This is a genomic window from candidate division KSB1 bacterium, assembly GCA_034521575.1.
Lineage (GTDB): Bacteria > Zhuqueibacterota > Zhuqueibacteria > Residuimicrobiales > Krinioviventaceae > JAXHMJ01.
The window spans coordinates 928,738-953,710 of the sequence record JAXHMJ010000005.1 but is presented as its reverse complement, the minus strand read 5'-3'; the positions used below and the strand labels follow the sequence as shown (position 1 = coordinate 953,710).

At 47.2% G+C, this 24,973-nt stretch carries 21 protein-coding genes and 2 pseudogenes; 7 read left to right on the top strand and 16 right to left on the bottom strand.

The features are described from left to right. Positions 1 to 80 precede the first annotated feature (80 nt). From U5R06_17215 to glpK, 15 genes and pseudogenes are all read right to left on the bottom strand, one after another. Positions 81 to 311 carry a hypothetical protein gene (locus U5R06_17215; protein MDZ7724487.1) on the bottom strand — a complete coding sequence of 77 codons (231 nt, stop codon included), beginning with the start codon at positions 309 to 311 and terminating at the stop codon, positions 81 to 83. After that, positions 281 to 460 carry a hypothetical protein gene (locus tag U5R06_17210; GenBank protein ID MDZ7724486.1) on the bottom strand — a complete coding sequence of 60 codons (180 nt, stop codon included), beginning with the start codon at positions 458 to 460 and terminating at the stop codon, positions 281 to 283. Before U5R06_17210 ends, U5R06_17215 begins: the two co-directional genes overlap by 31 nt. After that, positions 420 to 809 carry a ferritin family protein gene (locus U5R06_17205; GenBank protein ID MDZ7724485.1) on the bottom strand — a complete coding sequence of 130 codons (390 nt, stop codon included), beginning with the start codon at positions 807 to 809 and terminating at the stop codon, positions 420 to 422. The genes U5R06_17210 and U5R06_17205 overlap by 41 nt, the downstream gene beginning before the upstream one ends. A gap of 283 nt (positions 810 to 1,092) precedes the next feature. Further along, positions 1,093 to 2,880 (bottom strand): glycoside hydrolase family 38 C-terminal domain-containing protein, encoded by a 1,788-nt coding sequence (locus tag U5R06_17200; protein ID MDZ7724484.1) that lies wholly within the window; start codon positions 2,878 to 2,880, stop codon positions 1,093 to 1,095. Then, the gene (locus tag U5R06_17195) at positions 2,790 to 4,217 is read right to left on the bottom strand and encodes a hypothetical protein (protein ID MDZ7724483.1); all 1,428 of its coding nucleotides are present in this window, start codon (positions 4,215 to 4,217) and stop codon (positions 2,790 to 2,792) included. The genes U5R06_17200 and U5R06_17195 overlap by 91 nt, the downstream gene beginning before the upstream one ends. A 249-nt stretch (positions 4,218 to 4,466) precedes the next feature. Beyond that, the gene (locus U5R06_17190; GenBank protein ID MDZ7724482.1) at positions 4,467 to 5,864 is read right to left on the bottom strand and encodes a DUF1593 domain-containing protein; all 1,398 of its coding nucleotides are present in this window, start codon (positions 5,862 to 5,864) and stop codon (positions 4,467 to 4,469) included. A gap of 98 nt (positions 5,865 to 5,962) precedes the next feature. After that, the gene (locus U5R06_17185; GenBank protein ID MDZ7724481.1) at positions 5,963 to 6,676 is read right to left on the bottom strand and encodes a GDSL-type esterase/lipase family protein; all 714 of its coding nucleotides are present in this window, start codon (positions 6,674 to 6,676) and stop codon (positions 5,963 to 5,965) included. 144 nt (positions 6,677 to 6,820) lie between these two features. Further along, positions 6,821 to 7,771 carry a transketolase C-terminal domain-containing protein gene (locus tag U5R06_17180; protein ID MDZ7724480.1) on the bottom strand — a complete coding sequence of 317 codons (951 nt, stop codon included), beginning with the start codon at positions 7,769 to 7,771 and terminating at the stop codon, positions 6,821 to 6,823. Between the two features lie 13 nt (positions 7,772 to 7,784). Then, the gene (locus U5R06_17175) at positions 7,785 to 8,633 is read right to left on the bottom strand and encodes a transketolase (GenBank protein MDZ7724479.1); all 849 of its coding nucleotides are present in this window, start codon (positions 8,631 to 8,633) and stop codon (positions 7,785 to 7,787) included. A 41-nt stretch (positions 8,634 to 8,674) separates the two neighbouring features. Further along, positions 8,675 to 10,092, bottom strand: a pseudogene (locus U5R06_17170) (fucose isomerase). A gap of 42 nt (positions 10,093 to 10,134) precedes the next feature. Next, complete coding sequence (rbsC, locus tag U5R06_17165; protein ID MDZ7724478.1) at positions 10,135 to 11,100, bottom strand: ribose ABC transporter permease; 966 nt, start codon at positions 11,098 to 11,100, stop codon at positions 10,135 to 10,137. A 32-nt stretch (positions 11,101 to 11,132) separates the two neighbouring features. Next, the gene (locus U5R06_17160) at positions 11,133 to 12,653 is read right to left on the bottom strand and encodes a sugar ABC transporter ATP-binding protein (protein ID MDZ7724477.1); all 1,521 of its coding nucleotides are present in this window, start codon (positions 12,651 to 12,653) and stop codon (positions 11,133 to 11,135) included. Further along, positions 12,650 to 13,270, bottom strand: coding sequence for a DUF2291 family protein (locus U5R06_17155; GenBank protein MDZ7724476.1), 621 nt, complete (start codon positions 13,268 to 13,270; stop codon positions 12,650 to 12,652). The genes U5R06_17160 and U5R06_17155 overlap by 4 nt, the downstream gene beginning before the upstream one ends. A gap of 29 nt (positions 13,271 to 13,299) precedes the next feature. Beyond that, positions 13,300 to 14,254, bottom strand: a pseudogene (locus U5R06_17150) (D-ribose ABC transporter substrate-binding protein). After that, entirely contained in the window at positions 14,251 to 15,765 is a 1,515-nt protein-coding gene (glpK, locus tag U5R06_17145; GenBank protein MDZ7724475.1) for a glycerol kinase GlpK, read from the bottom strand. Before glpK ends, U5R06_17150 begins: the two are co-directional and overlap by 4 nt. A gap of 1,332 nt (positions 15,766 to 17,097) precedes the next feature. Between glpK and argJ the strand changes: the two genes are divergently transcribed. Genes argJ through U5R06_17115 form a run of 6 tightly spaced genes read left to right on the top strand, consistent with a single transcriptional unit; the run spans position 17,098 to position 22,634 of the window. Continuing rightward, a complete protein-coding gene (gene argJ, locus U5R06_17140; GenBank protein ID MDZ7724474.1) occupies positions 17,098 to 18,306 on the top strand; it encodes a bifunctional glutamate N-acetyltransferase/amino-acid acetyltransferase ArgJ in 1,209 nt (402 codons plus the stop codon). Positions 18,307 to 18,315: 9 nt separating this feature from the next. Then, positions 18,316 to 19,143, top strand: coding sequence for a pyrroline-5-carboxylate reductase (proC, locus tag U5R06_17135; protein MDZ7724473.1), 828 nt, complete (start codon positions 18,316 to 18,318; stop codon positions 19,141 to 19,143). Between the two features lie 45 nt (positions 19,144 to 19,188). Then, positions 19,189 to 20,202 (top strand): N-acetyl-gamma-glutamyl-phosphate reductase, encoded by a 1,014-nt coding sequence (argC, locus tag U5R06_17130; protein ID MDZ7724472.1) that lies wholly within the window; start codon positions 19,189 to 19,191, stop codon positions 20,200 to 20,202. Further along, positions 20,199 to 20,990: an acetylglutamate kinase gene (gene argB / locus U5R06_17125; GenBank protein MDZ7724471.1), complete on the top strand. Its 792-nt coding sequence runs from the start codon at positions 20,199 to 20,201 to the stop codon at positions 20,988 to 20,990. The genes argC and argB overlap by 4 nt, the downstream gene beginning before the upstream one ends. Further along, complete coding sequence (locus U5R06_17120; protein ID MDZ7724470.1) at positions 20,983 to 22,185, top strand: aspartate aminotransferase family protein; 1,203 nt, start codon at positions 20,983 to 20,985, stop codon at positions 22,183 to 22,185. The genes argB and U5R06_17120 overlap by 8 nt, the downstream gene beginning before the upstream one ends. Then, a complete protein-coding gene (locus tag U5R06_17115) occupies positions 22,182 to 22,634 on the top strand; it encodes an N-acetyltransferase (protein MDZ7724469.1) in 453 nt (150 codons plus the stop codon). The genes U5R06_17120 and U5R06_17115 overlap by 4 nt, the downstream gene beginning before the upstream one ends. Here U5R06_17115 and U5R06_17110 read toward each other — a convergent pair. Next, positions 22,618 to 23,490 (bottom strand): hypothetical protein, encoded by an 873-nt coding sequence (locus tag U5R06_17110; GenBank protein MDZ7724468.1) that lies wholly within the window; start codon positions 23,488 to 23,490, stop codon positions 22,618 to 22,620. The two genes, U5R06_17115 and U5R06_17110, sit on opposite strands and share 17 nt — an antisense overlap. 115 nt (positions 23,491 to 23,605) lie before the next feature. Here U5R06_17110 and U5R06_17105 point away from each other — a divergent pair, with 115 nt between their 5' ends. After that, positions 23,606 to 24,895, top strand: a complete 1,290-nt coding sequence (locus tag U5R06_17105) for an NAD(P)/FAD-dependent oxidoreductase (GenBank protein ID MDZ7724467.1) — start codon at positions 23,606 to 23,608, stop codon at positions 24,893 to 24,895. Positions 24,896 to 24,973: the final 78 nt, after the last annotated feature.

Here is a 24,973-nt window from a genome sequence, read left to right as displayed (position 1 = left end):
GAATATTAGCGGCTTTCCCCGATCATGGATGTATTGATCTGCCATATGCGGTTGACATTTGCTTTTGCGCGCTTTCGGGTTTAGGTATACAGACTGTTCAGTTCCGTCTCCACATCGATAATCTGGGTATAGATAAACGCAGACAAGCGGTTTTTAATATGCAGCCTGAACCGTTCCTGCATAGCACTGTATGGTCCGTCCACTCGTTCAGCGGCACACCTTCGCGATTCGGTTGGTTTGAGATTAGCATCTCCCTGGATTTTGCGTTCCCCGCTAAATTCTAAAACGGCCAGAATTGATTGTCGTACCAAATATCTTCGGTCAATTCCTGGTCCATTTTTACCAGCATGTCCAGATGTGTCTGTTCCCAGTCGGCCAGCCAGTGATAAAGTTTCTTTTCTTCGCTATCCTCTGAAGATTCAGCACGCGCTGCATACAAGTCGATTGATTTTTGTTCCATATTCATAGCCGCAGAAATGGCAGCGGACTCGAATCCGGCCGCAGAAATCTGGTTTTTGATATTCTGGGTCAATACCCTGGACGCCGCCGCCTGGCTGGGCTTGTCCTCCAGCCTGATACGGCGCAGATTGACCGGTATTTTTAAATGATTTAAACTGCTCGGATAAAATCTTGATATGACTGCCTTCCTCGTCCGCCATCATTTCAAAAAACACTTTGACGGCTTCACTCTCGGTTTTTTCAGCGACGGTCTGGTAAAACGATTTCCCCCGTTTTTCTAAAAGAATGGCCTGCTTCAGTATATCCAGTGTATTGGTTTGCTTCAGTATATCCAGTGTATTGGTTTTCATAACGCTCCCTGTCAATAAATTCGATCTTATATAAAGTATAATAAAACAAACATAAAAAAGCAAGAAATTCACCCCGGCCAGGCTCTGCAGTGCAGCATCCACGCTGCTGCACTGCAGAGCCTGGCCGGGAAACTGCGGTTACACGTCCCACACCTGCCCCGATTCTTCGCAGCACAACAATAAGCAGCTGTACTAGAAAGGGGCTGCTCTGAATTCCGGAATTCAGCCGTGAAACCGATTTACCCATTATCATAGATAGTTCAGCCCACAACAATCTCTACTTTCAGACCTTGATATTTTCCGACTTGACTTTCACCACCAGTGTCTTGATCTCATAGGGTCCTATTTCAAATAGCAGATAACTGCCTCGGATCACAATATCTCCGATAATATTTTCGAGCAAATTGGTTTCAAACGCAGAGTCAATTGGTCCGTGAACTTTTAACTGCACAGAGGTCTGTATACCGTCCGTTTCGTAAAGACGCACAATCATGCCGGATCCCTCTTCTGCTTTTTTCACAGCCGACATGATGATATTGGATTTGTCGCAGGAAAGAAAACTGTCTGTATCCGGCCGGTGGCCAGCGGATGAATTCAAACACCCCACCCGTGTCAAAAACGGAGTATTCAGTTCACAGGCCTGCCTGCAGGTACCGCCGCTGCGCCAGTCCCCCGTATGCGGAAAAACAGAATAAATCACTCGATGCCGGCCCATATCAGCATTATCCGCCGGCCATTTCGGAGATCTCAACAATGTCATCCGCATCAGGTTAGCTTTGACATCAAATCCGTACTTGCAGTCATTCAGGAGACTCACGCCGAAAGAGTGATCTGATTCGCTCAAATCAATCCATTTGTGACCGCTGACCTCAAACTTGGCGGCATCATAAGAATCAGCGGCAACCGTGCGCCGATTGATATGGCCGAACGGAATCTCATAGGCGGCAACTTCGCTGCGGACATTGACCGGAAAGGCCGCTTTGACAAGGACATGCTCCTCATGCCAGTCGATTATGTCCTCAATATCCAGCCGCGGAATATCGGGATAGAGCACAAGATCCTGGATAAACCGGGACTGATTAAAGGGCCGGATCACACGCAATGCAATGCGTTCCGCAGAGTCTTCAAGGACAAAAATCTCTTTTACCTGTTCGATTTTCCATTCTTTTCCCGTATAACCGATATTCCATGCATCCCAATCCGTCGGCCGGTCTTCAAAGGCCTGCAGCAGATTGCCTTCCTGACCGGTTTGCAGAACGTCCCGGTTATGCCGTTTGTCGTAAATGGCGGCAATATTGCCGTTCTTTGGATTCACCTCGATCTTGAGATACCGGTTTTCCAGAGATGCCAAAGTGATCCTGAAATCAGCATTTATATCCGCACCGGTTTGTCGCTGTTTTAGATATAAAGTCCGATATCCGATCGCTGGTATATCAATGCCGCTGAACAGAATATCCCCCTCACTGATGGTATAGCGTATCTCGCGGTCCTGCGCGTCAAACAAACCCATTCCTTTGCGAAATACCGACGGCACCCGAACCCGGACAGAATCATTGCGGGACCAATTAAGAGGATTGAACACCAGAACCGGTATACCCGCTGACGCATGATCAATCTCGTTCAAAAGTGCGTCCAGACCGCGGGTTCTGATGCGATGGGTCAGTTTATGCACATTACGGTACTGCATATCAGCATCCTCATAGACCTCACAAATGCTGCTGCCCGGCAAAATGTCGTGAAACTGATTGAACAGCGTTAAACGCCAGGCTTCCCGCAGCTCGTCGACCGGATAGTCGATTCCTGCTACGACAGCAATTTTTTCAGCTGATTCAATTGCAATTTTACATTTTCTGTTATTGCGTTTTGTTTGCGCCTGAGTGGTCAGGGTGCCGCGGTGACATTCAAGATACAGTTCATCGTTCCAGACCGGCAAATTCGGATAAGCAGAGTTCACGCGATTGATCATGGTCTGCACCGAACTCATTTGCACGCGCGGAAAGGCGTCAATTTGATCCATTTTGAGAATATGATCAATGTTTTCACGAGTGGGACCGCCGCCGTGATTGCCCATTGTCCGGCTTTAACTCTGGCGCGTATCTTTTCAAAAAGCTGTGGAAAGCGCTGTTCCATCCACCAGTAAACCTGAGCCGAGGACTGGCAGAATACGAATCCGGGATATTCATCCATAAAGCCGAGCGCAGACTCGAATGTCTCATAGCACACCTGAATGGTCTCTTCGTATCTCCACAACCAGGCCATGTCAATATGAGCATTTCCGGTAAAAAAAATCGTATTGGTCTTTAAATCAGTCGTCATATCTGAAACAATCCGGGACCATTCATTTAGTTGAGCCCGGGCTGCCTGCCAGCCCTGATCGGCATAGCTCTGCACGAGATCCGCAACCACATCGCGTGTCACCTGAATGCGTTCCGGCGCAAAAATCCGGATCCATTGCAAATTTTCAAGAATCGTGGCTTGGATTTTCTGCAATGCAGCCGGAATCCGGATATCTTTTGTACTGAGAATGGCGTTCAGCAGATGAACCGGTTGAAACTCGAAAACGGCAGAATCCCGATTTTGAGCCCACTGAATCTCGGCCTGCAATCGATCCACCAATTTGATCATTTTAATAATTTCACTGGATTGAAGATCAATCACGGATAGAGACCGGGGAATTTGTTTTTGAATAATAACAACGCCATCCGCATCCAGAGCGCTTAACGTTATAGTTGCATCCTCAACGGAAATCGGGGTGAGATTGGCAAGCTCTGGAGATAAAGACAGTTTTATATTTTTATCAGCGTAACGAACATCCTGAAGTTTAACATCCGTACAGGTCATCCAGGCATCAATTTGAAGGGTGTTCATATCCTCACCGGGCTTGCTTACGGAATAGCGCAATCCCGGCATACCCTGATCCTGCATGTCGGTGATTCTGCCGGAAAAGGCATAGCCTCCTGCATGATTGACAATCTTGAATAACAGACGGTTCCAACCGCGTCCCAGGCGGATGCGGATCCGGTCCTGGCCTGCGGACCAGGGCCGACGGATATCGGCTGTTTTCAGGCTGCAGCCGTTTACCCAGACCGCATACGCATCTGTACTCCCGACCAGGATAAACGCGCTCATCATCGCCTGCGAATGTACGTACACATGAGCATAGATGCCCACATATTCCCGGGTGATCCCGATTTCCATAAAATCAACTTTGCCCTGACTGTCGACAGTTTTTCGAGACCATTGATGCTTCTGATATACCTGCCCCTCATCCGGAACCACCTCGGACTCTTTATCAATAAAAGGGGTTTCAAGAAGGGTTGCGGGCTCACCTCCGTCAAACGGACCGATCACCAACCACTCCTGTATCAAACCGGATTTTGAATCAAGTGTCCCGGTAGAATGATTCATATGCAAAACACCTTGTCACACGGGGCATGTTTTAAAAAGTCACGCAACCTTTATCCCGGGCATACATATCCCCCCTCCTATGCCATCCAGGGATATCCGTATCTCTTTTGTTTTATCCACGCAAATGCGGCACAGAACGTTGAGCCATGATCCTGTCATTCAAAAAACGATATAAAAAAGCCGCGACCGCAGATCACACCAGGACAGATATGTCTGCCATATTCTACCGCCTTTATTGGTTGTGCACGTTTAATCAGGTATGATATGCACGATTATTCTTTTATATCTCGACAATTGCGGTTTGCCCTTGTCTGTCACTTTGAGAATAAAATGAGCAGTTTCCTTCTCATCAACTTCAGGAGCGATCACGTAAGCGTGATGTACATTCTCCGCTCCGTCAACATGAATCGATTTTTTGTAAGAACCTGCCTCTGGATAGTGAAACCACAGAAAGCTGAGATTATCGCCGTCAGGATCGTAAGAATCAAAAGCATCCAGATCAAAGCCCTCTCCTGATTTTACAGTGATCTGTTCCGGGTGCCCTAATACAGGAACAGGGGGATGATTGGCCTCCTGATACGGTTTTATACACCAATCCATTCGGGCGGCGAAATCATTCTGAAAATCATCTCTCCAGCGCCATAAAGTTTCTTTAAAACCGGTAAAAGTCAGTGTATCTCTTCCGACCGCCCGGCCATATTCTCTGTGAACATACGGGGTATACTTGTCAAATGCGTTGGTCCATATTTCTCTTGTTTCCGGAGCGATGGTAACAATTGACCCTCCTTTTTTTGTTTGGTCAAAATCCGGTTTATACAATTCGTAACGACCGCCCCAGCCGCCCCATTCAGGATGTTCCGGATCATGCAGGCCATTCGGTATTAATGACAAATACGCCGGTGTATCCCCCTCCATGCCCCAGGCAACATCAGGATATTCAGCCCCGAGAGGCCCATGATTTTGCTGAATATTTCGGGATATCCAGGAGTTGCTGATCTCGTCATTTTTGATACCCTGTACATAGGTGTTAATGCCAGTCCATGTGGCGCTGGCGTAATGATCGCCCGGCGTCACGATGTAAAACAAATCAGGAAAGTTATTCCGGATCCGAATACCGCTGTCATCCTGATCAGATATCGTGTAAACCCTGAGTTTTTCAATTAATTTTACGGCTTCCGCCTCTGTTTTTGTTTCTTTAATTTTGTACAAAGCCTGGGCCAGGGTGTTCACACCTCCCCAGACAGATATCCACAGGGGACGATCATCCTCTTTTTCTAATTCCCGAGTAATCCATTCCGAACCTTCCGAATCTTTTCCATCACCGACCCCGGTCATCCCATATTGAGGCAAGCCTTGCTTTACCAGAGACAAGAGTGCGCTTTCATCAGGAAAACCGGCCTGATGTTTCGTCAGGTTAGGCTGTATTTTACCATAGGCATGAATCACTTTTTTGATTGATTCCGGGTTAACCCTATCTCGAAGCCAGCAGGAGGTTGTTGCGATCAACCCCTTGATATCGATTTGATTGGAATACAATAATAACCGAACCAGAGATTGCGTGTCGTCGGGGTCCGCTTCAATATCGGTCAATACAATGACTCTGTTCTCCTGGACAGGTTGAGCGTCAACAGAATGAGAAAAAGCCATCCATGAGACAAAAATTAAAAAAACTATTTTTCGCATTTGATTTCTCCACTAAAAGTTAATTCACACTTTTATGAATTTACAAAAATACATGTCTGGATTTATTTTGTATTGTCAATTTTGAAAAATTCTTTAACGAGTTCTTTAAAGAATGCTACAGCCATCCTGTGATTGCCTTTGTTATTGGGATGATATTTGTCAAAAGTCACTCCAGGATAGGTTTCACCCCACATATCACCGCCTTGATAGGGAGGATTTGCGTTGGGATCAGGTGGACTATCAGAATAATCCAAACCGGCTCCACCCTCCATATCCACCAGGACAATCTCTACTTCATCACCGGTTCTGGCGGCCACAGCATCGGCAACCTTTATATTGAATCGTGTTGTCATTCCATGTTCACCTTTGAACCGATTGATAATTTTGCAAAGAAATACAGTTACGGGCTGATCATGATCCGCCGAAAAGTCATTTATCATATCCAGCATATCCATAACCTGTTCCGGTTTCTGTTCCCAGTCATATCCATTGGTTCCGACATGAATCAGCAGGATATCCGGTTTGTATTCCGGCAATGCGATTTTAACCTTTTCCGCAATATCAGGGATTTTCCATCCGGGATACGATTCACTTTCCCAGTCATACCAGTTTGGGTCATCTTTCGGCAGTTTGCCATGTCTCTGCGACCCCACAAAATCAACATGATATCCCGAGTCGATCAGCATCTTGTAGAGCGCTTTTCTGTATCCGGTCCGTTCGGAAACAGGCGGATAACCATAGTGCTCTCCGGCTGTAATAGAATTACCCACAGGCATTATTTTAACAATATCCCTTGCCGATGTCCATGAGACAGTAATGAATAAAATAAAAGCAGAGAATCAAAACTTTGTCATTTTATCATCCTTTTCTACAAACCCGGGTTGCGTAGAATATCAGTTTTATACTCATAAACATGACAATCATTTATCCGCAAGCAACTGCAACGCCGTATGTTTCAATCCTTCGGCATTCATTCCGTAATATTTAAATATCTCCAATTGATTGCCTGTAGCTGTGTATTCATCCGGAATACCAACAATTTTAAAAGGGATGGATATCCCTTCCTGCATGATTAGACTGGCGCATGCTTCCCCCAAACCGCCATACACCATATGCTCCTCCACAGTAATTATGGCTTTACATTTCCGGGCTGTTTGTATGACCACTTTGTTATCCAAAGGTTTAATTGTATGCATACTGACAACCCGGCATGAAATACCCGTTTGCTCCAAATATTGAGCAGCTGTCAGAGCTTGAACAACAGTCTCACCCGTAGCGATAAACCCGAGGTCATTTCCATCGCGGAGAATTGTGGCTCTTCCAAACTCGAAAACCGCATTTTGTTGGTTTACATGTTCAATCGCTTTTTTACCAAAACGAATATAAACCGGACAGTTTGTTTCTGCTGCCAGTTTGATCGATTTACATGTTTCAAAGTTATCAGCAGGAGCAACGATCGTAATGTTGTTGACTGCGCGTAATGCAGCTATATCGTGTAAAGAATGATGCGTGGAGCCAAGAGAGCCATAGCTGACGCCTGCACTGATTCCAATCAGATTAACCGGATGGTCTGAATAACATACGTCATTTTTAATCTGTTCAAAAGAACGTGCTGTAAGAAAACAAGCCGGTGAAACTGCAAAAACTTTTTTGCCGGCTGCTGCCAGACCGGCGGCAACGCCAACCAGATTTTGTTCGGCAATGCCAACTTCAACAATTTGATCAGGGAACTGCTTGCCGAATGACGTCAATTTACCGGAACCGCGCGAATCACTGGTCACAACCACAATATCTTTGTCTTTTTCAGCTAGTTTCATCAAGGTTTCAGAAAAAACTATTAAATTCGCTTTACCTAATTCCAAATGATTCATATTGCTTCTACCTTTAATTGTCAATTATTTTTGCTTGCGCTTGATCCAGCTCCCGCATAGCTTGTTCAAATTCCGCATCCGATGGTACATGATGATGCCATGTATGATTATTTTCTATAAAGCTGACACCTTTGCCTTTAATTGTATGGGCTATAATCAGGCCGGGTTTTTCTTTTTCAAAGGGAACGCTGTTCAGGACTTTGGTCAGGGCTTCGATATCATGTCCATCCACATGCTGTACACTCATACCAAAAGCGGTAAACTTTTTTTCCAGAGGATCGGTCGCGCACACATCTTTGGTCCATCCGGTAATTTGAAGTTTGTTATAATCAAGAATTGCAACAAGATTATCCAATTTATAATGAGCCGCTGTAAGCAGCGCTTCCCAACTAGAGCCTTCGGCCATTTCTCCATCGCCGAGCAATGTAAAAACTTTGTGGCTCCCCCCGTTCATTTTCTCTGCCAAAGCAACTCCCACGCAGAAGGACAGACCATGTCCCAAAGCGCCTGTATTATGCTCAATGCCGTTCACTTTACGGGTCGGATGCCCAACATAGTGTGAACCGTGACGACAAAGTGTTTTTAAATCCGATTCCGGAAAAAAACCTTGATCCGCCAGAACCACATAAAGTGCTTCAACAGAATGCCCTTTGCTTTGGATATAGTAATTTTTGTTGGAATCTGAGAAATTTTGCGGCGTCACATGCAGTATTCGGTTATAAAGCACATTAAGAATATCAACGCAGGAGAGACTGCCGCCTGTATGACCCGCTTTGGCTTTTTTAATATAGGTCAATATTTTTTTTCTATATAATATTGATTTTTCTTTCAATTCCTGATCTGTCATCGACAAAAACTCCATAAAATAAAATAAATCCTGCAATCTTAAATCAAACTATTAGTTTATTCATGTCTATAAAGGTCCCAATCAAGGTACGTTGTGACAGCTTCTTCAATAATATCAGCCACCTTGCCTCTTCCCATTGCAACATGATGCTCAAAACCATTCTTGCACAGATATTTCATTAATTTCTGCAAATTTGCTATTTTTGTTACAGCGATTCCGCCGTCCATTCCGTATGGATCATCTGTAATATCGCCTTCACCAAGATAGCATTTGATAGCACCTTTTGGATCATCAGTAGAAGTGCGAAAGTACGTCAAAGGTCCGGCAGCCACTTTACCTTTTACGGCGCCAAACGTATTTTCCTGGCCGAGTACAGTTCCCAGAACATCGAGTGACCCTATTTCTACTTTACTCTGGAAAAAACTTTTGGGGAAATTGCTGCAGTGTGTACACACGCACTTGTTTCGATCAGTTGCGAAATTATTGTTCCAGTCTAAAAGTGCAGACGGGGTACCGGAAGCAAGCATGAGAATGTACATGGAAATAACCCCTGTTAAATCCGTCTCACAGGCACAGGGTATAAAGGTTTCACCAAGCATACTCATCGTCAAACACGTGGCACATCCGTAATTATCTTCTACGGATTCCCAGCACTGGATACCGGCAGCGTCAATTTCGTTTTCGGCAATCCAGTTTTCAATTGCAATTCCAAATTTTGCCTGCTTTTTTATTTTCTCAGATGTCACATTCAAAGCAAGTTTACCATATGCTTTAATAGCTCCAATCTTTTCTAATAATTCTTTGGCGTTATCATCAATTTTCTGAGCTGCTGCAAAAATTTCAGAAAGGTCAACAGGAATGACGGTTATATCATTTGCCTGCAGTATTTTTTCGCTGTCGCGCATGGTCTGAAAAGCCTGGGGACGTGTACCTATTTGACCGATACGTGCGCCCCGGATACCATTCACAACCCGGCAGATTCCTGCAAATTTCTTCACATCTTTTTCAAACATCCGGCTGTCGAGTGGATAAGTGTGAAGAAAAGTATCTGTAAAAGGAATGCCATATTGATACAGGTTGTTGCACACCGATAATTTTCCACAAAAAGCATCACGACGGCTGTTTACATCAACTTTATCATTATCATCGTCGCAGGCTTGAACAAGAACGGGAACATTCAGCTTTGCCAGGTTTAATGTATTGACTACACCCAGCTCATCGCCAAAATTGGGAGAACAATAAGAATACCATCAATTCTGTCTCTATTTTTAGAGAAAAGCGCCGCGCATTTTTTGGCATCCTGATAAGTTTCTATATTACCTGTGGGGGTTTCTTCTGATGGAAGAATGACATAGTCATATCCCCATTGATCCATCTTTTGCAAAAGGACTTTTCTGGCATTTTCCGCCAGTTTTGAATTAAAAATATTTCGGGTTGCTACAATGATACCAAATGTTAACTTTTTGAATTTCATATTTTTACTCTGCCTCCAAATAATTCCGGTAAAGCGCCAAGATCATTCTTTCTTTTGCATCCTGTCAATAATCACAGCCAGCAAGATGACAAATCCTTTTATCACCTGTTGCCAGAATGGAGAAACATTCAACAAAACCAAACCGTTGTTTAAAACACCGATGATTCCAGCGCCAATAACAGTCCCAATAATAGAACCTTTTCCACCACTTAGAGAAGTACCGCCGATGACCACTGCTGCAATAGAATCAAGTTCATACCCCATTCCGGCGTTGGGTTGAGCCGAGTCGAGACGAGCTGTAACAAGCAATCCGGCAACTCCGGAAAGCACACCGGCCAGAGAATAAACAAAAACTTTGACTTTTTTTACTTTCACACCGGACAAAAGGGCAGCTCTTTCATTGCCGCCGATGGCGTAAATATATCTTCCCACACGGGTTTTACTCATAAAAAATGACGCTAACGCAATCACTAAAATTGAAATCCAGGCAGGCATGGGAACACCTAAAAACCAGCCGGTTCCCAGGTAAGTAAATTGATCACCCAGCTGGGTGATTGGAAATCCCTGGGTATACAGCATGGTAAGCCCGCGGGCTATGGTTAACATGGCCAATGTCGCCACAAAGGGCGGCACTTTAAACTTTGTAATCATTATGCCGTTAAACCATCCCAGAAAACCGCCGGCAGCCAGAGCGATCCAAACGGCACCAAAAAATGTGAACCCGGCAAACAGATTTATGCCCTGCAATTCAAGGCCATTCTTAAGCAACCCGGCAGCAACCGCGCCTGTAAAAGCAAGTATAGAACCGACGGAGAGGTCAATACCACCGGTCAATATCACCATGGTCATGCCTACAGAAATACATATATTCACTGAAATTTGACGGGCAACATTGAACAGATTATCTTTGGTAGCAAAAGTGTCAGACAGAATCGTCATGGCCACAGCCATAAGGATCAAAGCAATCAGAGGCTGTAAAACAGATAAATTAATTTTTAACTTTCGCATAGTCTCGCATTTCTAATTCAGTAGGATTAACATTACGGCAAAGCAGCTTTCAATATAGATTCTTTAGTAAAATCGATTCTATTAAACTCACCGGTAAGCCGGCCATTGCAAAGGGTAATAATGCGGTCGGAAATGGCCATAATCTCCGGCAACTCGGATGAAACAATCACAATAGCCTTACCCTGCGATGCCAAATCATCAATCAGCTTGTAGATTTCATTCTTGGCATTCACGTCAATGCCGCGTGTCGGTTCATCGAGTAATAATATATTCGGTAAAGTAAGCAGCCACTTGGCAATCACAACTTTTTGCTGATTTCCACCGCTCAACTTTACAACAGGCTGCTTCAGCAAAGTTGATTTGATGTTTAGCTTTTTGCGATAATAGTCCGCTTGATTATGTTCCTTTGTTTCGTTAATCAATCCATTTCGTGTAAACGATTCCAGGGAAGCGAGGCTCAAATTTTTTGTGATGGGCATGTCAAGAACCAGACCATCGTTTTTACGGTCTTCAGGGATCAGCGCCAATCCTTCATGAATAGCGTCTTTGGGATGTTTAACATCTACCTGTATCTCATTGATATAAACATTTCCCGTTCCTCTAAATTTATGCAATCCAAAAATAGTCTCAAACAATTCCGTTCGACCGGCGCCCATTAAACCATAAATACCAAGCACTTCAGATGTTTTGACCGAAAAACCGATATCCTTAAGCAGATATCTCCCGCCCTTTCCGGCTTTTTTCAAAGAGACATCCTCAACTTTAAAGCAAACAGACCCTGTTTCATGATCTTTTTTTACAAAAAAATCTTGTGTATCACGCCCGACCATCAGCTTGACAATCTCATCCACTGCAATATTTTTTACCTCTGAACTGCTGATAAAACAGCCGTCCCGCAATACGGTCACAGTATCTGCCAATTCTGTCAACTCGTCCATTTTGTGGGTGATATATATAATGGCCACCCCCCGGGACTTTAGTGATCGAATCAGGTTAAACAGAGTTTTTATTTCTCCTTCAGAAAGCGCCGAAGTCGGTTCATCCATAACAAGTACGCGCACATCAAAGGACAAAGCTTTAGCAATTTCCACAAGCTGCTGCTGCCCGACACGCAAAGATGATATTTTTCGTTTTACGTCGGAATCAAAGTTTAGTTTTACAAGCAGAGCGCGTGCTTTCTCTTCCATGATTTTGTAATCGATAAATCCGGCTTTTAACGGTTCTCTGCCCAAAAAAATATTTTCAGCAATAGACATATGAGGCACCAGCTGCAATTCCTGATGAATAATTGAAATTCCCATCTGCCGGGCATCGCCGGTATTTGCAAAAGAAATCTTTTCACCATTGAACAACAGCTCACCTGCATATTCTGTATAAACTCCGGAAAGTATATTCATCAGTGTCGACTTGCCCGCGCCGTTCTCGCCAACAACAGCGTTCACCTTACGGGGATAAACTTTGAGGTCCACCTGATTCAACGCCTTTACCCCTGAAAATTCCTTGGTGATTTTTCGAGCTTCAAGGATCGGTTTATTTATGTTGCTTGTATTCATTGGATAGCTTTTATTTTGAGAGGTACGATATCCATCTCGTCTGGAATACGTTCGGAATTTAATGCAACGGCTCCGACAAACACAATTTTACTGCCGAGGGACAGCGAGTCAAGTTTTGATATTTCATTTTTCCGTATACGTCTGTTCACTTCTCTTGCGACCGCATTAAAATCCATTGTATTCTCAAAATCGGCAATATCAAAAAAGCCAAGCGCATCCCGGGCTGTATTGCCGAAAATGTATTTTATTTGCAGGCTGTATTCCGCATTGCTGTTTGCGATCTCGACAGGGAGATCATCAGCATCTTGTTCGTTCATAATAGCCGTTCCGTTTACCAAAAAGCAAAACGTTGATGTAATACCTACAGACTTGCCGTGTTGACGCATCAGGGATTCCGGATTATCAGCGAGTTGTGAGTCGAAATATTTCAAATCCAGCGCTGATTCAAAACTATCATCCAGTTCGTGTTTCCAAAAATAGTCCACCTTTTCTACTGGATTGAAATCTTTGGTACTTTCCCGCTCTTTCTTTACATCCAGTTTTTCAAAATAAACTGAATGATACAATGCAACGCTGAGCAAAAGGGCTATAACAAATATGCTTATTTTTTTCTTCATTTTTGTGTTTGATTCCTGAGGGATAAAAATCAGTCTGCTTTACCGTAAGCAGTGTATTCATCGACATTCTCACTTGTAACAAGCTCAACGGCAACCGGTACTTTTTGCTTAAAATTTCGCTCGCCTTTAATATATTTATCTGCATATTCAGCAGCAGTTTTGGCCATGGTTCTGGGAAACTGCATACCTGTCGCTTCGATTTTGCCGTCACGGATGGCATCTATCACATCAGCGGCGCCGTCAAAACCAAAAATCATGATTTGATCTGTTTTGCCTGCGGCACGAACAGCCTGGTATGCGCCCATTGCCATGGCATCATTTCCGCAAAAAACAGCGTCAATATTTGGATGTGCCTGAAGCATGGATTCCATCACTTCCATTGCCTTGTTGCGGTCAAATTCTCCGGTTTGCTGGGCAACCATTTTGATTTCGGAAAAGTTATCAACTACACTGTGAAAGCCTTTTGACCGGTTCCACGTATTGTTGTCACCCACCAAACCGAGAAGCTCAACGTAGGTCCCTTTGCCGCCGAGTTTTTTTACAAAATACTGCCCCAATTGGATACAACCGGAATAGTTATCCGATAGAATCTGGGAAACAGCCAGATCATTGCCATCAATTTCCCTGTCCATACAGAAAACCGGAATACCAGCCTGTTTGGCTGCCTTGACATTCGCCACAGATCCTTTCGGCATCTGTGGGATTAAACAGAATCGCCTTGAATCCGGAAGCAATGATATTGTCAAAGTGTTCTGTTTCTTTGGAGGAATTGTTTTGCGAATCAAAAATGACCGCGTCATATCCCAGTTCTTCAGCACGTGCTTTGGCTGTTTCCCCAAGCACCACAAACCAGGGATTGTTCAACGTCGAAATCACAACAGCAATTTTTCCGGTATCATCAGTGGATTTTTCCGAGGTTGAACAGAAAAAGAAATTGACTATGAAAACGCACAATAAACCTGTGATCAAGTGTTTTAATTTCATTTTTTTCTCCTGTTTATTTCTTTGACTTTGCGAACACGACTGACTGCATTTTGCCAGCCGGTATATAATGTTTCTCGAAGTATATCCGTCATTTTGGATTCAAACCTTTTTTTAACAGAAACCAGATGGCTCAATTCATCCAGATCTTTCCACAATCCGATTCCAAGTCCGCCGGCTAATGCGGCCCCCAGCGCCGAGGCTTCCTCCACATCGCTGACTGCCACTGTTGAATCGAGCATATCACTTTGAAACTGCATCAGGAAATCATTGTTCGTCGGACCACCGTCCACCCTGATTTCGGAAAGATTAATGCCGGCCTGCGCAGTCATTAAATCCAATAAATCCTTGATCTGATAAGCGATAGCTTCCAGAGCCGCACGAACAACATGAGCCTTCTTTGTGCTCCTTGGCATTTCGGAAATTGAGGCCCTGGCTTTATTGTCCCAATACGGCGCACCAAGTCCAACAAAGGCAGGTACCATGTAAACACCGTTATTATCATCAACAGATATGGCCAGTGTTTCAGATTCTTTGGCATCAGAGATTAATTCAAGATCCTGAACCAGCCAGTTGATGGTATCACCTGTGCAATGAATATTTCCTTCAAAAACATAGTCAATTTCACCTTTAATTGCAAATCCTATAGATGTTACCAAGCCCTCAGGACTTTTTAGTGGTTTGTTACCGATATTCATCATAACTGATGAGCCGGTACCATAGGTGGCTTTGGCCATTCCCTGTTTAAAGCAGCTTTGACCAAAGAGGGCTGCGTGAGAATCTCCCATCACACCGGTTACAGGAATTTCGCGATCAAGCAGACCTTCAATATCTGTATAGGCAAATATATCATCAGCATACCTGACCTCGGGCGCCATGTGCTCAGGGACTCCCATGAGGTTTAAAAGTTCCTTGTCCCACTTTAAATCATAAATATTGTATAACATGGTTCTGCAGGCGTTTGAATAGTCTGTGGCATGCACAGAGCCTCCGGATAGTTTGTAGATCAGCCAGCTGTCCATAGTGCCAAAGGCAAGTTCACCGACTTTTGCCTTCTCCCGAACACCTTTTACATGATCCATGATCCACTTTAAACCGGTCGCAGAAAAGTAAGGATCAATGAGCAGGCCCGTTCTGGTTTCAACCAGTTCAGCGTAACCTTGTTCTCTCAATATCCTGCAGGTTTCCGCACCTCTCTGGCACTGCCAGACAATGGCATTGTAAATAGGTTTACCGCTTTTTTTATCCCAAACAGCAACAGTCTCCCGCTGATTTGCAATTGCCATTGCTGCAATGTCAGCGGGATCTATTTGACTCTGCTGAAGAACTTTGCTGATTGCAAGTTTCGTCTTTTCATAAATCTCTTCAGGATCATGTTCTACCCAGTCGGTCCGAGGATAAAATTGTTCATGATTCTCGGTACAACGGTGGACAACTTTACCCCGATTATCGAAAATAATGGCTTTGGTGCCGCTTGTACTCTGATCGATTGCTAATATTTTTGTTTTTATCATTATGATATCATTCCGATCCATTACAAATAATAACTTGACGATTTGTCGCACTGTTGTTAAATTATACTATTAATACAGGAAAAACCACCTATTTTTAAGATAAAACTTGGCGAATTCCGAGAATTTAAAAGTATTTGATATCAATCGTCCTGCCTCAAACCTTACGGCTTGACGGTTGAAAAGTGGACACCAAAGCTGATGCCCAAACCGGACAGACATAATGAGATTGAAATCAATATATTCTCAAACAAAGACTATTGCATGCAAAAAGACAACTCTCGGTATCCAAAGCCAGTATCACTGAAATTGCCTATGAAGCAGGATTTAATTCTGAAAGTCGATTCAATAATGCATTTAAAAAATCATGTAAATGCAGCCCCAGGGAATATAGAAAAAGACATTCATCTTGACGGGTAATTAGAAGCACGGAGACTGTAACCGCCGACACGCTTGCAGACATTTATACCGATCATAAAACCAAAAGCGATTTAAACATGTCTCAAGCTGAAAATCACAAAAAATCAATCCCGAGACAATCAAAGCGATTGTCTCCACTCATCCTCCACGATGAACAAACTTTCATATCAATTCGTCCAGAGTGCAGTATCCGCGATATTGCCGTGCAGAATCTGCAGTCAGCGGTACAATTCACCGTCAGAATCCGTGCTCTGTATACGCGGGGCTTGCGATGAATGCCGTCCGTAAAAACTCACGGATATGTCACTCCAAATAAAAAACCTCTTTCGCCATCCGTAGACATGACCTGAGACGCAGGACGGACACGAAACAAAGTTTTGCGGGCAATGGCGTGCCAGAATGAAATTTGGGCACGAGAGAGTGCGGTTGAACCTGAAAATTATCGTAGTAGCAGTAAACCGTTCCGAGTTCAATACCTGAAGAGACAGCTTCTCGAGTGCAAATGAGATCAAAAACGTATTTTCAAGCAATACTTGCAAACACAGCACATGATGAAAACAGAGGGGGATCAAAAAGGCGAACCAGTCAATACCTTTGTACATGCCGAAAATTTTAGTAGAGTGGGTTTGTAATGAATGTTCATCAAGCCTGGATAAAAGCGAATTAAAAATCCACCCTACTGTCTGTGTATTCCCGATCAAAAACCCCTTTGAAACGGTTACAAAATTGTTTATATTTTTTCTTTGAAATTCCAGACAATGGTTTGATTCACACGATCAGAGTGATTGCATGTCATTTGGCGTTATACTAAAATACCGGAATATCTACCATCCCATCCGTATCAACCCCGTGTGCGCGGCATGCGGGGCCCTCTGAGATTTTTGTACACCAGTGAACCAACAAACGGAATGAACTATGTTGATGCAGCATCAGGTAACGTCAGGAACCGTGCTGCCGACCGGATTCAAGGCATCCGGTGTGCGGTGCGGCATTCAGAAACAAGGAAATGATCTGGCCCTGCTGGTCAGTGATGCCATTTGTCCGGCCGCCGGCATGTGGACCACCAACACGGTGGCGGCGCATTGTATTGTGCGCAATCAGGAGATTCTGAAAAATCAGCACGCCAAAGCCATTGTGGTGAATGCCGGCAATGCCAACAGCTGCACCGGCGAACCGGGACGTCTGGATAATCTACATATGGCCGAATACGCGGCGCAGAAACTGGGCTGCCGTTCGCGAGACGTGCTGGTGCTGTCCACCGGAGTGATCGGCGAGCGTCTGCCCATGCCAAAAATCCGTACCGGAATCGATCTGGCGGTTCCGGCGCTGTCAGAACACGGCGGAGCGGATGCGGCGCAGGCGATCATGACCACGGATACGGTGCCCAAGTTTCTTGAAATTCCGGTGATTCTGAACGGTGTGACCGGCCGCATCTCTGCCCTGGCCAAGGGCAGCGGTATGATCGATCCGAATCTGGCCACCATGTTTTGTCTGGTGATGACGGATATTGATATCCCGGCTGATCTGCTGGAGAAAAGCTTTCGTGATGCCGTGAACGATACCCTCAATGTATTGACTGTGGACGGCGAGATGAGCACCAACGATGCGGCGGTGATGCTGGCGAACGGTCGCTGCGGCAATGCAGCGATTACAAAAGAGAGCGCCGATTACGAGACGTTCAAAGCCGCATTGCAGTCGCTGCTGAAACATGTGACCCTGGCGCTGGCCAAAGACGGCGAAGGCGCCGGCAAAGAGGTGTGTGTGCACGTGATCGGCGCCGGGACGCACGCCGATGCCCTGAGAGCGGCGAAATCCATCGGCAATTCGCTGCTGGTCAAGACCGCCCTGTTCGGCGAAGACCCGAACTGGGGGCGGGTGGTGCAAGCCGCGGGAGCCAGCGGCGCCGATATGGATGCGGATGCGTTTGATGTGTGGTTTGCCGGACTGCAGGTGGCGGAGAACGGCGGCGCCATTGGATTTGACAAACAGGATATGGCCGGACGCATGGCGCAGGATCATATCGATATTGTCATCGATCTCAAAGTCGGCGATGCCGAGGCCACGGTGTATACGTGCGATTTGAGTTATAAATACGTAGAAATTAACGCGGAATATCATACATAAGGAGGGCGTATGTGCTCGAAAAAACTGGCATTTATCGGTGCGGGCAATATGGGAACCGCGCTGCTGAACGGTGTGCTTAACAACGAACTGGCGCGTCCGGACCAGGTGTGCGCCAGCGACGTTGATGCAGAAAAACTGTCGCGTCTGTCAAAGCAGTGGGGGATTCAGACGTTTGAGGATAATTTAAAAGCCGTGGATTTTGCGGATACGGTTGTGCTGGCTGTTAAACCACAGGTGCTGCGCAGTGTTGTGTCGGCGATTAAATCGCGGCTGCGCGCGGATCAGCTGCTGGTGAGCGTGGTGGCGGGTATCCGTTCCGAGATCATACAGGAGTTGATCGGAAAAAAACTGCCGATTGTGCGGGTGATGCCCAACACGCCGGCTCTGATCGGTGCAGGCGCCTCGGGTGTGTGCGCCGGCGCTTTTGCGCAGCAGGAACATGTGGATTTTGTACGCAGCATGCTCGGGTCCATCGGCACGGTGGTCAGTGTATCCGAGGATCTGATGGATGCGGTCACCGGCGTCTCCGGCAGCGGACCGGCTTATGTGTTTATGTTCATCGAGGCATTGATTGACGGCGGCGTGCAAATGGGACTGCCGCGCGACGCGGCACGCGAGCTGGCGGTGCAGACGGTGCTGGGCGCGGCCAAACTGGTGCAGGCGACCGGCAAACATCCGGGACAGCTGAAAGACCAGGTAACTACGCCGGCCGGAACCACCATTCAGGCCTTGTACGAGTTGGAAAAAGCGGGACTGCGACCGGCGGTCATGTCCGCGGTCCGGGCTGCGGCCGAACGATCGGCGGAATTGTCGAAAACAGCCAAAGAAGAGAAATAGCCCGATACAGGATCGGTTGGGAGACTATAGATCAGGAAAAGCACTATGACTCGAGTAGGAATCGTCGGCGCCACCGGATTTACCGGTGAAGAGTTGTTGAAAATTTTGCAGCATCATGCAGGTGTCGGGGTCGAATTTGTCACATCGGAGCGCCAGGCCGGAACGCCGCTTTCAGAGGTATTTCCCGGTCTGACCCGCTTTCACGCTATGCAGCTGATAACCGGAGAACAGGCGCTGCAGGAAAACGTGGATCTGGTGTTTTTCTGCCTGCCCGCCGGCGATTCCTGTCTGTATGCGCGCGAGTTTTACAATGCCGGCGTGGCGGTGATTGATCTGGGCGCGGATTTTCGCTTTGACCGCGAATCCGATTATGAGCGCTGGTATCACATGCAGCATAAAACGCCCGAGCTTTTGGATGAAGCGGTTTACGGGCTGCCGGAATGGAACCGGGAACGCATCAGCGAGGCCGATATCATCGGCAATCCCGGCTGTTATCCCACCAGCGCGTTGCTACCGTTATTGCCGCTGTACAAGGAAGGACTGGTCAAGGGGCAGGTGATCATTGATGCCAAATCCGGGGTGTCGGGAGCCGGACGCAAATTGAAGGCAACCAGCCAGTTTACAACGGTGAATGAGAATATCACTGCTTATAATGCCGGACGCATGCACCGGCATGTGGGAGAAATGGAGCGACAGGCGGCGCTGATATCCGGTGTTTCGGCTCTGATGACGTTCACACCGCACTTGTTGCCGGTGACACGCGGCATGATGTCGACCCTATATTGCACGCTGACCGACGGCAGCACGCCGGATCAGGCGGGTGAGGTGTATGATGAGTATTACGCGGATGAACCGTTTGTTCATGTGATTGACGGCTGGCCGAATCTTCAGATGGTTCAGCACAGCAATCACTGTTTTATCGGATTCAAACAGGTGGAAGAGACGCCGCAATTGCTGCTTTGTTCCGCTATTGACAATCTGGGCAAAGGCGCAGCCTCGCAGGCGGTTCAGAATATGAATTTGATGCTCGGATTTGATGAAACCGAGGCGTTGTTATGAAGCCGCGCGTGCTGATCAAAATCGGCGGCCGGGCGTTTGAACAGGCTGCCGCTTTCGCGGAGCTGGCGCAGGACATTTTGACCTGCAAGGACAAAGACATTGCCCTGGTGCACGGCGGCGGCGTGCAGATCTCGGACGCTTTGAAAAAAGCCAATCGTGAAAGCGTGTTCATTGACGGTATTCGGGTGACCTGGAAAAAAGATATTAAAATCGTTGATAAAGTATTGTCCCGGCAGGTGAACAAAGCCATTGCGGCGCATCTAAAAAAACAGGGTGTGCCGGTCAAGCGTTTGTCCGGCAAATCCGGGCAGCTGATCACGGCGGAACGCATGATCCGCAACGGCCAGGATATCGGTTATGTGGGACGCGTAGCCAAAGTGGACCCCGCGGTATTGGTGTCGGCGTGGGCGCGCAACCGAACGCCGGTGGTGTCGCCGATTTCAGCGGACGCGAACGGCGATACCTACAATATCAATGCGGACACAGCGGCCGGCGCCATTGCCGGAGCGGTGGGGGCGCGGGATATTGTGTATTTTTCCGATGTGGCCGGTGTAATACAGGACGAGCAGGTGATCAATGAATTGTCGGCGGAGCAGGTGCAGACCCTGATCGCGGACGGCGTCATTCACGGCGGCATGATCGCCAAGATGGAATCCGCGTTTGACGCCCTGGGGTACGGCGCCGGACGTGTGCACATTACCCGCTGGCAGGGAACCGGAACGCTGAAAAAACTGCTGAACAATGAGCTGGAATTGAAAACAACCATTTACGGGAATTCTCATGGATAAACATGCGCTGATTCAAAGGGAAAACGAGGCGCTGCTGCATACGTATTCAAGGCCGGAGGTCGTATTTACACATGGAAACGGTGTGTATTTGTACGACAGCGACGGACGTGAATATCTGGACTGTGTGGCCGGTATTGCGGTCTGCGCGTTTGGGCATGCGGATGAACGCTCGTGTCAGGTGCTGCGCGAGCAGTCCGAACAATTGTGGCACTGTTCGAATTTATATCATACACAGCCTCAGGTGGAGCTGGCTGAATTTATGGTGCATCACACGTTTGCCGACAAGGTGTTTTTCTGCAACAGCGGCACCGAGGCGGTGGAAGCAGCGATCAAATTCGCGAGAAAATGGGGGAGAGTGAAAAAGCATATCGGATCACCCAATATTGTCTGTATGCGTCGGGGATTTCACGGACGCACCCTGGGCGCCCTGTCCGCGACTGGCAAGGCGGCTCTGCAGAAAGATTTTGAGCCCATGTGTCCGGGATTCCGCTTTGCTGATTTTGACAATGCCGACACGGTGGCGCTGGCCGCCGACGACAACACCTGCGCCGTGATCGTCGAGCCGGTTCAGGGCGAGGGCGGCATTTATCCCGCAGATGAGCTGTTCATCCGGGCGCTACGCAAGTTGTGCGACGAACGCGGCATGTTGCTAATTTTTGATGAAATTCAGTGCGGATTCGGCCGCACCGGAACGTTCACCGCCTATGAATCGTACAATACTGTCCCGGACATTCTGACTGCAGCCAAGCCTATTGCCAACGGTCTGCCTCTGGGCGCTGTATTGATGAGCCAGGATGTGGCGGATCCGATTGAGCCGGGAGACCACGGTACCACATTCGGCGGCGGTCCGCTGGTGTCGGCTGTGGCCAGGGATGTGCTTGAGCGCATTGCAGCACCGGGGTTTTTACAGCAGGTCCGGGAAAACGGCGCTTATTTTCAGGAACGGCTGCGCGAACTGCAGAGCCGTCGCAGCGAAATTGTCCAGGTACGCGGCCGCGGATTGATGATTGGTGTCGAGATCCATATTGAACCGAAAACGTTGATTGACGCGTGTCTGCAGCAGGGATTGTTAATCTGTAAAACCGGCGGACAGGCGATCCGGTTCTTGCCGCCTTTGATCATTGATCAGGAACAGATCAATACAGCCGTTGAAAAATTTGAGAACGCATTGGAAACAAGTACGGAAGAACTATGATTCGCAGAGCCAAAATACATGATGTGCCGCAAATTGTACAGCTGATCAAAGTTTGGTCCGATCAGGGAGAAATGTTGCCGGTGGCCCAGTCACAGGTGTTCAGTCAGCTGCGCAGTTTTGTGGTGGTGGAACAAGATGAAAAAGTGATTGGCGTCGGCGCTCTGGTGATTATCTGGGGGGATTTGGCCGAAGTGCGCTCGCTGGCGCTAAAGCCGGAAGCCATCGGACAGGGAATCGGTAGAGAGATTGTGTCTTATTTGCTGGACGAAGCCAAAGAGCTGGAAATACCCCGCGTGTTTACCCTGACCTACAAACCGGAATTTTTTCAAAAACTCGGTTTTAGTCCGATTGATAAAAAATACCTGCCGCACAAGGTCTGGAAGGACTGTATTAACTGTCCTAAATTTCCGGACTGTGACGAGAATGCGCTGATTATTGATGTGAATTGAGATTGGCCAGGGCCAGTTTCAGGTCAGGGTGAATGTCGGGTATGTGTTTTTGGATGTCAGAGGCTGTGATTACACCGGCATCGGTCACCAGTCCGGTTAAAAGCTCGGGCGGGAACGATTCAAAGTACGGGGTTTCAAAGTTCAGGGAGAGATCAGTCTCCCAGATTTCAGCGGGATTGTGCGCCGGTTCCGGTGGCTGCTGCAGGTTATCCGGAATAAATTTATCCGGTGTGATGATACAGTAAACCGGTGTATCATCGGCTTTAGCGATCAGACATAACGGCCGACTGCCTATTTTATTGGTCACAGCGGCCGGTGAGATACTGTCCGCTCCGATCAAAATAATATCTGAATTGCGCGTCAACACGGAAAAGGCAGCGTCTATCATCATGGTAACCGGCACGCCGGCATGGGTCAATTCCTGCGCGGCGGTGCGGCCTTCCAGCATCGGTCTTGACTCGCAAACGGCAACCGAAAATGTCACGTGTTCGGCGCAGGCTTTCAGGCACTGCATAACCAGACTGCTGCGGCTGTAAATCCCCACACGACTATTCGGCCTTATCAGCGCCGCCGCATGATTTTGTATGGTTTTCATGGACTGTTTGCGCGATTCTAAAAAATGATCAATACTTTGCAGTAGCTCGGCTCGGTCGCCGTTGCTGTGAATGACCCTGTTGGCCAGGTGGATCATCGGCGCCATACGCGGCTGTGCTACAACCAGATCCATGCAGATGCGGCGGCGATCCTCTGCATCCCGCAAGCGCTGGATTTGCGGTTTCAGGAATTGAGCGGCTTTTGTCAAAAGCTCGGAGGCGCCGGAGCGGTTATCGATTTGAATGTCTTTTAGTGATACCATAGGATAAAATTGCAATAATTGTTGATTAATTCAAGATGTTTTTGTAGGGTTAAACAGGCATATCCCGTAATTCTGCGTAACCGGCACCATTCAACGGGACAACAGGATAAAGCATATGACGCGTTATGACTGTATCATTGTCGGCACCGGGCCTGCCGGCCTTGGCGCCGCCTTTCGGCTCAAGCAGGAACAGCCCGGCCTGACTTTGCTGATGATCGATAAAGCCAGGGCCAGCACCGGTGGACTGCGCAACGACTGCAAGATGAATTTTACCTATCCGGTGGGGTTTCCGCACGGCTGCTGGAACCGGGAACAGGGTGAATACTACCTGGGCAAAGTGGAACAGCATTTGACGCCTGATATTCTCAATCGGGAAAATCTGCAGGTCTATGAAAAACGCGCCAACCGTCTGGGCGTGCAGCTTCTTGAAGTACGGCAGTCGCATTTGGGAACGGACGGTGGCAAAAAGCTGATCAAGCAGCTTACGGGTGAACTGGAACAATGGGGCGTTGAATTTGCTCTGGGGGAAACCGTAACCGGTATTGACGCAGAAAAACGTATTTTGACAACAAAAGAACGTGAATTGGAATTTGGCCGGGTCATTGTGGCCCCGGGCCGCAGCGGGTTTCGTTTTCTGCAAACCGTGATGAACGAAAACAAAATTGATTATATTGACAATGTGGTGGATATCGGCATACGTGTGGAAACGCGGGTTGAAAATTACCCCATTGTACGCGATTATTATGATCCCAAGTTTTATTTCCCGGACAAGGTGCGCACATTCTGCACCAACAGCGGGGCTGCGTTTGTGGTGCGGGAAAAATACAAAGGACTGCATGATGAATCTTATTTCAGCGTCAACGGACACGCGTTTTCCTCCGCGCACAAGGCCAACGGACTGGTGAATTTTGCGTTATTGAAAACCGTATCCCTGACTCAACCTCTGGCCAGCGGACAGGCGTATGCGGAAATGCTGGGAAAAATGGCAATGCTCATGGGCGGCGGTCGTCCCCTGATGCAGCGGGTCGGCGATTTCCGTCTGGGCAAACGCTCCAAAACCGAGTCTTTTAATTCCGATTTGTTTGATTTTGAACCCACGTTGAAAAACTGTACCGCCGGAGATATCAGCCTGTCCATGCCCGCGCGTATCCTGCGCGCGATTTGGAAATCGTTAAAATATCTGGATACGATTATTCCGGGCGTGCTGCATCCCGGAACTATCATGTATTACCCGGAGATCAAATTGTACGCCAATCGCCCCGAATTTTCCGATGCGTATTTTCAAACAGCTCGCCGTATGTATCTGATCGGTGATGGCGCCGGGACCAGCCGGGGAATCACGGCAGCCTGGGCCAGCGGTATCCGTGCGGCTGATGGAATATTAAAAGAATTGAGTTCAGGATAAAAATAGTGTTGAAAAAGCCTGATCCTCTCAGCAAGTCTTGAATGTGGCGCTTGTTTTTTTTATATTGATACGAACAAA

Excerpts from the sequence above, each read along its gene's own strand:
- argC (MDZ7724472.1), top strand. The coding sequence starts at position 19,189 with ATGACTCGAGTAGGAATCGTCGGCGCCACCGGATTTACCGGTGAAGAG.
- argJ (MDZ7724474.1), top strand. The coding sequence starts at position 17,098 with ATGTTGATGCAGCATCAGGTAACGTCAGGAACCGTGCTGCCGACCGGA.
- rbsC (MDZ7724478.1), bottom strand. The coding sequence starts at position 11,100 with ATGCGAAAGTTAAAAATTAATTTATCTGTTTTACAGCCTCTGATTGCT.
- U5R06_17185 (MDZ7724481.1), bottom strand. The coding sequence starts at position 6,676 with ATGCCTGTGGGTAATTCTATTACAGCCGGAGAGCACTATGGTTATCCG.
- U5R06_17180 (MDZ7724480.1), bottom strand. The coding sequence starts at position 7,771 with ATGAATCATTTGGAATTAGGTAAAGCGAATTTAATAGTTTTTTCTGAA.
- argB (MDZ7724471.1), top strand. The coding sequence starts at position 20,199 with ATGAAGCCGCGCGTGCTGATCAAAATCGGCGGCCGGGCGTTTGAACAG.
- proC (MDZ7724473.1), top strand. The coding sequence starts at position 18,316 with ATGTGCTCGAAAAAACTGGCATTTATCGGTGCGGGCAATATGGGAACC.
- U5R06_17175 (MDZ7724479.1), bottom strand. The coding sequence starts at position 8,633 with ATGGAGTTTTTGTCGATGACAGATCAGGAATTGAAAGAAAAATCAATA.
- U5R06_17120 (MDZ7724470.1), top strand. The coding sequence starts at position 20,983 with ATGGATAAACATGCGCTGATTCAAAGGGAAAACGAGGCGCTGCTGCAT.
- U5R06_17195 (MDZ7724483.1), bottom strand. The coding sequence starts at position 4,217 with ATGAATCATTCTACCGGGACACTTGATTCAAAATCCGGTTTGATACAG.
- U5R06_17105 (MDZ7724467.1), top strand. The coding sequence starts at position 23,606 with ATGACGCGTTATGACTGTATCATTGTCGGCACCGGGCCTGCCGGCCTT.
- U5R06_17110 (MDZ7724468.1), bottom strand. The coding sequence starts at position 23,490 with ATGGTATCACTAAAAGACATTCAAATCGATAACCGCTCCGGCGCCTCC.
- U5R06_17205 (MDZ7724485.1), bottom strand. The coding sequence starts at position 809 with ATGAAAACCAATACACTGGATATACTGAAGCAAACCAATACACTGGAT.
- U5R06_17200 (MDZ7724484.1), bottom strand. The coding sequence starts at position 2,880 with ATGGGCAATCACGGCGGCGGTCCCACTCGTGAAAACATTGATCATATT.
- glpK (MDZ7724475.1), bottom strand. The coding sequence starts at position 15,765 with ATGATAAAAACAAAAATATTAGCAATCGATCAGAGTACAAGCGGCACC.
- U5R06_17115 (MDZ7724469.1), top strand. The coding sequence starts at position 22,182 with ATGATTCGCAGAGCCAAAATACATGATGTGCCGCAAATTGTACAGCTG.
- U5R06_17160 (MDZ7724477.1), bottom strand. The coding sequence starts at position 12,653 with ATGAATACAAGCAACATAAATAAACCGATCCTTGAAGCTCGAAAAATC.
- U5R06_17210 (MDZ7724486.1), bottom strand. The coding sequence starts at position 460 with ATGGAACAAAAATCAATCGACTTGTATGCAGCGCGTGCTGAATCTTCA.
- U5R06_17155 (MDZ7724476.1), bottom strand. The coding sequence starts at position 13,270 with ATGAAGAAAAAAATAAGCATATTTGTTATAGCCCTTTTGCTCAGCGTT.
- U5R06_17190 (MDZ7724482.1), bottom strand. The coding sequence starts at position 5,864 with ATGGCTTTTTCTCATTCTGTTGACGCTCAACCTGTCCAGGAGAACAGA.